The organism is Leptolyngbya sp. FACHB-36 (assembly GCF_014695955.1).
Lineage (GTDB): Bacteria > Cyanobacteriota > Cyanobacteriia > Leptolyngbyales > Leptolyngbyaceae > FACHB-36.
Genome location: NZ_JACJPG010000168.1, coordinates 1 through 6,360 on the forward strand (window position 1 = coordinate 1; position 6,360 = coordinate 6,360).

General features: G+C 52.9%; 7 protein-coding genes. 4 read left to right on the forward strand and 3 right to left on the reverse strand.

The genetic code is table 11. The features are described from left to right. The 3 genes from H6F43_RS02575 to H6F43_RS02585 form a co-directional block, all read left to right on the forward strand. Positions 1-120, forward strand: a 120-nt coding sequence (locus H6F43_RS02575; RefSeq protein WP_190340440.1) for a pentapeptide repeat-containing protein, incomplete at its 5' end; no start/stop codon positions are given. Positions 121-324: 204 nt separating this feature from the next. Further along, complete coding sequence (gene mazG, locus H6F43_RS02580) at positions 325-1,158, forward strand: nucleoside triphosphate pyrophosphohydrolase (protein WP_190340441.1); 834 nt, start codon at positions 325-327, stop codon at positions 1,156-1,158. A gap of 6 nt (positions 1,159-1,164) precedes the next feature. Further along, the gene (locus H6F43_RS02585) at positions 1,165-2,010 is read left to right on the forward strand and encodes a TlyA family RNA methyltransferase (protein WP_190340442.1); all 846 of its coding nucleotides are present in this window, start codon (positions 1,165-1,167) and stop codon (positions 2,008-2,010) included. 70 nt (positions 2,011-2,080) lie between these two features. On the opposite strand, the gene H6F43_RS02590 is transcribed toward H6F43_RS02585, so the two are convergent. The 3 genes from H6F43_RS02590 to H6F43_RS02600 all read right to left on the reverse strand — a co-directional run bounded on the left by H6F43_RS02590 (position 2,081) and on the right by H6F43_RS02600 (position 5,346). Further along, positions 2,081-2,902, reverse strand: a complete 822-nt coding sequence (locus H6F43_RS02590) for a tetratricopeptide repeat protein (RefSeq protein WP_190340443.1) — start codon at positions 2,900-2,902, stop codon at positions 2,081-2,083. Positions 2,903-2,940: 38 nt separating this feature from the next. Next, positions 2,941-3,771, reverse strand: a complete 831-nt coding sequence (locus H6F43_RS02595; RefSeq protein ID WP_190340444.1) for a tetratricopeptide repeat protein — start codon at positions 3,769-3,771, stop codon at positions 2,941-2,943. A 183-nt stretch (positions 3,772-3,954) separates the two neighbouring features. After that, positions 3,955-5,346 (reverse strand): tetratricopeptide repeat protein, encoded by a 1,392-nt coding sequence (locus H6F43_RS02600; protein WP_190340445.1) that lies wholly within the window; start codon positions 5,344-5,346, stop codon positions 3,955-3,957. Positions 5,347-5,950: 604 nt separating this feature from the next. Here H6F43_RS02600 and H6F43_RS02605 point away from each other — a divergent pair. Beyond that, on the forward strand, positions 5,951-6,360 hold a 410-nt coding region (locus tag H6F43_RS02605), incomplete at its 3' end, for an acyltransferase family protein (protein WP_190340446.1).

The following is a 6,360-nucleotide window of genomic DNA, read 5'->3' on the forward strand; positions in this document are numbered from 1 at the left end:
CTAACCGGAGCAAACCTGCAACAGGCAAGCCTTCTCAAGGCGAAGATGCGCGGCGCAAAGTTAGACGAGGCAAAACTCACCGGAGCCAGAATGCCCGATGGCAGCCGCTATGGGAAGTAGCCCGATCGTCTAGCTGTGACAAATTCAAGCAGGACAGTTGTGCCACTAGGGACACTGGGATTTCAGCGGTCAAGATTGCTTGAGGCGTATCAGAGTCGTTTGCTGCCGCATGGAACTCTATGCCCTGGATGTCTAGCAGTAACGTCGATCGGCACAAACAGCGATTAAAGTAGGGAAGTGTCAATACTCGTGAAGTACCTCTGCATGACTGATTCTGAAAAGGCAGCTTGCCCAGCAGCAGTGTTAGACGCGGTGCAGCGACTCGTGGAGATCGTTGCCCAACTTCGATCGCCGATCAATGGATGCCCGTGGGATTTGGCGCAGACACCAGAAACGTTAATTCCGTACGTGATTGAAGAAGCGTATGAAGTTGTGGATGCGATTCGAGGCGGTGAGTCAGCGGCGATCGCGGAAGAGTTGGGCGATCTGCTACTGCAAGTCGTCCTACAGGCGCAAGTTGCGCGCGACTCTGGACAGTTCAACCTGGGCGATGTGGCAAACGGTATCGCTGACAAGCTGATTCGGCGTCATCCTCACGTCTTTGGCGATGTTAAGGTGCAAAACTTTGACGACCTCTATCGCAACTGGGAGCAGATCAAAGCGATCGAGAAGGGTGAAGACCCCAACGCGGTTCCGCCGCTCAGCCATAAGCTAAGTCGCTATGCCCGATCGCTGCCGCCCCTGGTGGCAGGCATGAAGATATCTCAAAAAGCGGCTGCCGCTGGGTTCGAGTGGGAAACGGTAGACGGCGTCTGGGCAAAATTTCACGAGGAGCTTGGCGAGTTCCAAGAAGCGCTGGCGGGAACTGACAAAGCGCACCAAGAGGCAGAGCTGGGCGACTTGTTATTTACGTTGATCAACGTAGCGCGCTGGTACGACCTCGATCCTGACGCAGCACTACAAGGCACGAATCAGCGATTTATTCAGCGGCTCCAGCAGATGGAAGCCGTTGCCGATCGTCCTTTATCGACGTATTCGTTAGAGCAACTAGAGCAACTCTGGCAGCAGGCAAAGCAGCGGTTGAAGCAGACGCAGTGAGGGTGAATGGCAAAACAGCGACTGGATGTCTTGCTAGTGGAACTAAATTTGTGCGAGACGCGGCAGCAGGCGCAGCGATGGATTCGTGCGGGCGAGGTCACGGTAGATCGGCAGGTCGTCGATAAGCCAGGAACTGAAGTAAACCCAGCAGCACAGATTCAGGTACGACAGCGATCGCCCTACGTCTCACGAGGCGGCGAAAAATTGGCAAAAGCGATCGCTGATTTCCAAATTCCGGCTGCTGAACGGATTTGTCTAGATGGCGGCATTTCCACGGGAGGCTTTACAGATTGTCTGCTGCAAGCCGGAGCCGCCCACGTTTATGGGGTAGATGTGGGCTATGGACAGGTGGCTTGGAGCCTGCGTCAAGACCCGCGCGTTACTTTACTTGAACGCACAAACTTGCGCCACTTGCAGCCTGTGGAGCTATACGGTGACGATCGACCTTGGGCAGATTTAGGCGTGGTAGATGTCTCGTTTATCTCGCTAACAAAAGTGCTGCCCGCGCTGTGGAATTTGCTACAGTCGCCGCGCGACGTAGTGCTGTTAGTGAAGCCGCAGTTTGAGGTCGGGCGGACTCGCGTGGGCAAGCACGGCGTTGTCCGTGACCCAGAAGACCAAGCCATGGCGATTCAACAAGTGCTACAGGCAGCTCAGGCGATAGGCTGGTGCTACCAGGGACTAACTTGGTCGCCGTTAGTAGGTCCAGCAGGCAACATTGAGTATTTGCTGTGGCTAACGAATGCGCCATTGCCGCTACAACCCGTTGATGCGCCTGCTCCAGATCTCACGGCTATAAAGCACATCGCCCATGCCGCTCACCGCGCTTTACTTGGGCAAGCTACAGTCTAAACCGTGCGAATCAAACAGACGCGATTCTGCTGCCTTGGTGCAGGTGGGTCGCTAAGTAGTCACTCTCCGCTCACATAGTTGAGTGCTGGATTAGCGCCTGAAAGCGTGCATCGTTCCGAACTCGATTGAAGCTGGGATCGCTGTTTGCCATGACGCGACATAGATTTGGGCTAAACACGATCGCTCGCTCTAGCGCCTCTAGCGTTTCCTCAACCTTGCCCTGAAGAGCGTAGCAGCACGCTTTTCCATACCAGGCATTCGGATTGTTTATCCGAATCTGCAACGACTGGTCAAGATTTGCGAGTGCCTCGGTGAACTGTTGCTGCTTGGCAAGCACCATGCCTCGGTAGCTCCAGGCGTAATAGCAGGTAGGCTTAATGCGCAGCGTGTGATCCAGACTGGCGATCGCGCCCTTTAACCGATTCAGGCACGCCAGCGCCACTGCCCGGTTGTACCAGGCTTTGTAGCTGTTGGGCTTCAGCTTCAGAACCCGATCGAAACTAGCGATCGCGTCGTTGTGTTGACCGAGGCTGAGCAAAACCTTGCCCTGATTCTGCCAAGCGCGGTAGTCGCCCGGTTGCAGTTTTAGAGCTTGATTAAAGCTCACAAGGGCATCTTCGTAGCGAGTTAGCTTCGCCAAGGCGATGCCTTTGCCCTGCCATGCAGGACTGAACGCTGGCTGAATGGCGATCGCCTGCTCAAAGCTGGCGACCGCGTCCTCATAGTGTCCGGTGCGCTCTAGCGCGTAGCCTCGACTATTCCAAACTCGGTAATCATCTGGCTGCATCAGCAGGACGCGATTGTACGTCGCGATCGCGTCCTTAGAAGGTTCAGGCTCATGCAGGCTCAACTCTTGCTCATCAAGAGTGTGTAAGTCATTGATTCGGCTCATATGGATCTTCTCTAGCGCCTTTGGCACGAATCGGATTGCTAGCAGCCTTGAACTTCGTTGATGAGAGCGGAGAAGCGCTCATCCTGGCGCAATTGATCAAAGTCGGTGTTGGTCTTAGCAATTTCTCGATACTCGTCGGGGCTGAGATCCACAGCCTGACGCAAATACTCGAACGCTAAGTCCACTTTGCCTTGCAGCGCATAGCAGCACGCTTTGTTGTAGAGGGTGTTTGGGCTGTTGGGCTTGATCGTTAGCGCCTGATCATAGCTGACGATCGCCGCCTCTAGCTGCCCCATGAAGTACAGGGCATTACCGCGATTGGTCCAAGCTTCCTCAAAATCCACTTTGAACTCCAGCGCCTTGTCGTAGCTGGCGACAACGCTTTCCATCCGATTGAGCTGCCGCATTGCCAGTGCCCGGTTGTACCACGCCCAGTAGTAATCGGGCTTAAACTCGATCGCGCGATCGTAGCTGTTGATTGCATCCTCATAGCGCGTTAGGTTGCGAAGCGAAATGCCCCGGTTGTACCACGCCCAGGCATAATTTGGTCGGAATTTGAGCGCCTGGTCGTAGCTGTCGATCGCCGCTTCATAGCGGTGTAGGTCATCTAGGGCGCTGCCTCGGTTATTCCACGCTTCCGAAAACCCTGGCTCGTACTCCAGTGCTTGATCGTAACTGGCGATCGCGTCGTCGTATCGACCCATGTAGTACAGCGCATTGCCTCGGTTGTACCAAGCATCTGGAAAATCAGCTTGCAGTTCTAAGACGCGATCATAGCTGGCAATGGCAGCAGCGTAGTCTTTGCGCTTGTTCAGGTAAAGCCCCTTTTGAAAGAAAAAGGCGACTTCGACATCTTGAGCGTTGCTCATGGACTCTAGCTCATCATTGACGATATTGAGGTTAAGGTTCCCAACACCGCTGTACAAAGAAACATCTATCCAAGTGATGATCTTATCAGAGCAGAGCCGTAAACTTCGTAAATTTGCAAGTCGACACTAAAGATTTCATATTGTGCCCCTGCGACGATTGATAGAACACAAGTTCACGCTGCCCTAGAGGTTAGGCTGAAACGGTTGTAGAGGTTCTACAAACGGCAGATCAGGCAGAGTTTGAGGTTCAGTCCGCTCATCAGAGACATCCCGATGCAGCTGTTGGTACCGTTCCAGCGCCAAGCGGCGTCGGGTATGGGCGTCGGGAAAATCAGGTTTAATATGCAGCGCGCGATCGTAGCTGGCAACCGCGTCTTCGTAATTCCCTAGATGGCTCAGTGCTGCACCGCGGCTGTACCAGGCGAGATGAAAATTAGGGTTGACTTCTAGCGCTTTGTCGTAGCTTTTTAGCGCCGCTTCGTTGCGACCAAGATGCCCCAACGCGATACCGCGACAGTACCACGCTTCATATAGGTCCGGTTGGCACTGAAGCGCTCGGTCATAGCTGGCGATCGCCTCGGCGTAGCGTCCGAGTTTGCGATAGGCAGTCCCCTTGCTGTACCAGGCTTTGGAAAAATTTGATTTTAGAGAGATCGCCTTGTCGTAATTGGCGATCGCGTCTTGATAACGTCCCAGCTTATGCAGAGCGCTGCCCCAGTTGTACCAGGCTTCTTGCAAATCTGGCTTCAAGGAGATTGCCTGGTCGTAGCTGGCGATCGCCGCATCGTACCGCCCTAGCGCATCAAATGCATTCCCCCGGTTGTACCATCCTTCATACAGATCGGGCTTAGATTTCAGCGCCTCGTCATAGCTGGCAATCGCTTCTTCGTACCGACCGATTTTATGTAGGACGTTGCCTTGGTTGTACCAGGCAGCGTGCCACTGCGGCCTGATGCTCAAAACGCGCTCGTAGCTCTGAAGGGCATCTCGGTAGCGCTTGAGCAACACTAGCGCGTTAGCCCGGTTGTACCACGCCATCGAATAGTGCGGTCTGGACTCAATTGCTTTGTCGTAGCTGGCGATCGCTTCTTCGTGGCGTCCCAGCTTACTCAGCATAATGCCCCGGTTGTACCAGGATTTGGAGTAGTCGGGCTCTAGCTCCAGCGTTCGTTCATAGCTTTGCAGCGCCGCTTCGTAGCAGCCTGCGCGATCAAGTGCGTTGCCTCGGTTGTACCAGGCTTGGTGAAAGCTGGGCTGAAACGCGATCGCTTTATCATAGCTAGCGAGCGCAGCTTCATAGCTGCCTAGGCTAAACAGAGCCATGCCGCGACTATTAAGCGCTTCTGGATAGTCAGGCTTCAGGTCGATTGCTTGATTAAAGCTGCGAGCCGCATCCTCGAAGCGTCCCAGTTCGTAAAGTGCAGTGCCGCGAGCACACCAGGCACGATGCGAGTCAGGCCTCAGTTCAAGGCATTGATCGAAGCTGGCGATCGCATCCTCGTAAGCCCCTACCTGACTAAGCTGCCATCCCTGTTGAAGAAAAAAATCTGCTTCTGAGTCAGACGTCTGCGGCATGATGTCGAGGAACTGAAGATGACATTACTTTTTATCCCTGGCTTTGCTGGCTTTTGATGGAGTTTACCACTGCTCTGGCAAGCCTAATCCTAGCGCTCCTGCTCCAACACGTTGGCAATTTGTTTAGCTGCCAAGAGCTAAGGTGATCTGAATAACCAGATGAATTTTATATTTTGTAAAAAAATTTCTATGAAGGTGAAGCAGAGTTAGGTTGTTGAGCCGAATAGCTGCGGAATCGAACGGCGACTGGTGTATAAACTATAAAGAAATATGTACTGCTGAAGGAGGATGCTAATGGTACGACGTATCCCTTATCAAAAATATGAATTGCTTATGAAGGTGTCATCAATTAAAAAAGTTTGTACTGTATAGCACTAGGCCACATAGTAAGCGTAATCATCAGCACGGCTCCTGATTGTTTGACAGACATCTTGTTTTTAGTGCTACCAGAACAGTCAGTTTCAGCGTTTACGCTGGGATGTTCCAGTTCACCCAAGTCGCAGGCAAGTTCCTATAAACCTCAGATTAGCCCGACAACTGTGTAAAAAATTTGCGATGAGTGCTGTCGTCCTGGCTACTTTTCCATAAGCAAAACTGATAAAACGTGAACGTTTACCAAGGTCAATCTCGATCGCAGCGTTTAGCCTGGTTGGAAGGAATCCGCATTTCTGCGGCAGTGCTGCTACTGCTGTACCATGCCCAACTGCTGTTTACAGGATATGCCTACACTCCCCAACCGACGGGCTTACTTGATAATCTGCAGCAGTTGCTATCTGTCAGCGGTTCGCCTGACGCAGGTCCTTTGACTGGAATACTTACAGCGCCAATCTGGTTCGGGTTCCAATTTGTAGACGTGTTTGTTCTACTCAGCGGCTTTAGTTTGGTGCTATCGCTGAAAGGCAAGCCGCTAGAAGTCGGAAGCTTTCTTAAGCGTCGAGTGTTACGGATTCTGTGGCCCTTCTGGACAGTAGCATGGCTGTCATACCCAATTTTGTGGGCGATCGGCACTGCAAC

Bases quoted from the DNA above. Each gene is read 5' to 3' on its own strand.
- H6F43_RS02600 (WP_190340445.1), bottom strand. From the start codon at position 5,346: ATGCCGCAGACGTCTGACTCAGAAGCAGATTTTTTTCTTCAACAGGGA.
- H6F43_RS02590 (WP_190340443.1), bottom strand. From the start codon at position 2,902: ATGAGCCGAATCAATGACTTACACACTCTTGATGAGCAAGAGTTGAGC.
- H6F43_RS02585 (WP_190340442.1), top strand. From the start codon at position 1,165: ATGGCAAAACAGCGACTGGATGTCTTGCTAGTGGAACTAAATTTGTGC.
- mazG (WP_190340441.1), top strand. From the start codon at position 325: ATGACTGATTCTGAAAAGGCAGCTTGCCCAGCAGCAGTGTTAGACGCG.
- H6F43_RS02595 (WP_190340444.1), bottom strand. From the start codon at position 3,771: ATGAGCAACGCTCAAGATGTCGAAGTCGCCTTTTTCTTTCAAAAGGGG.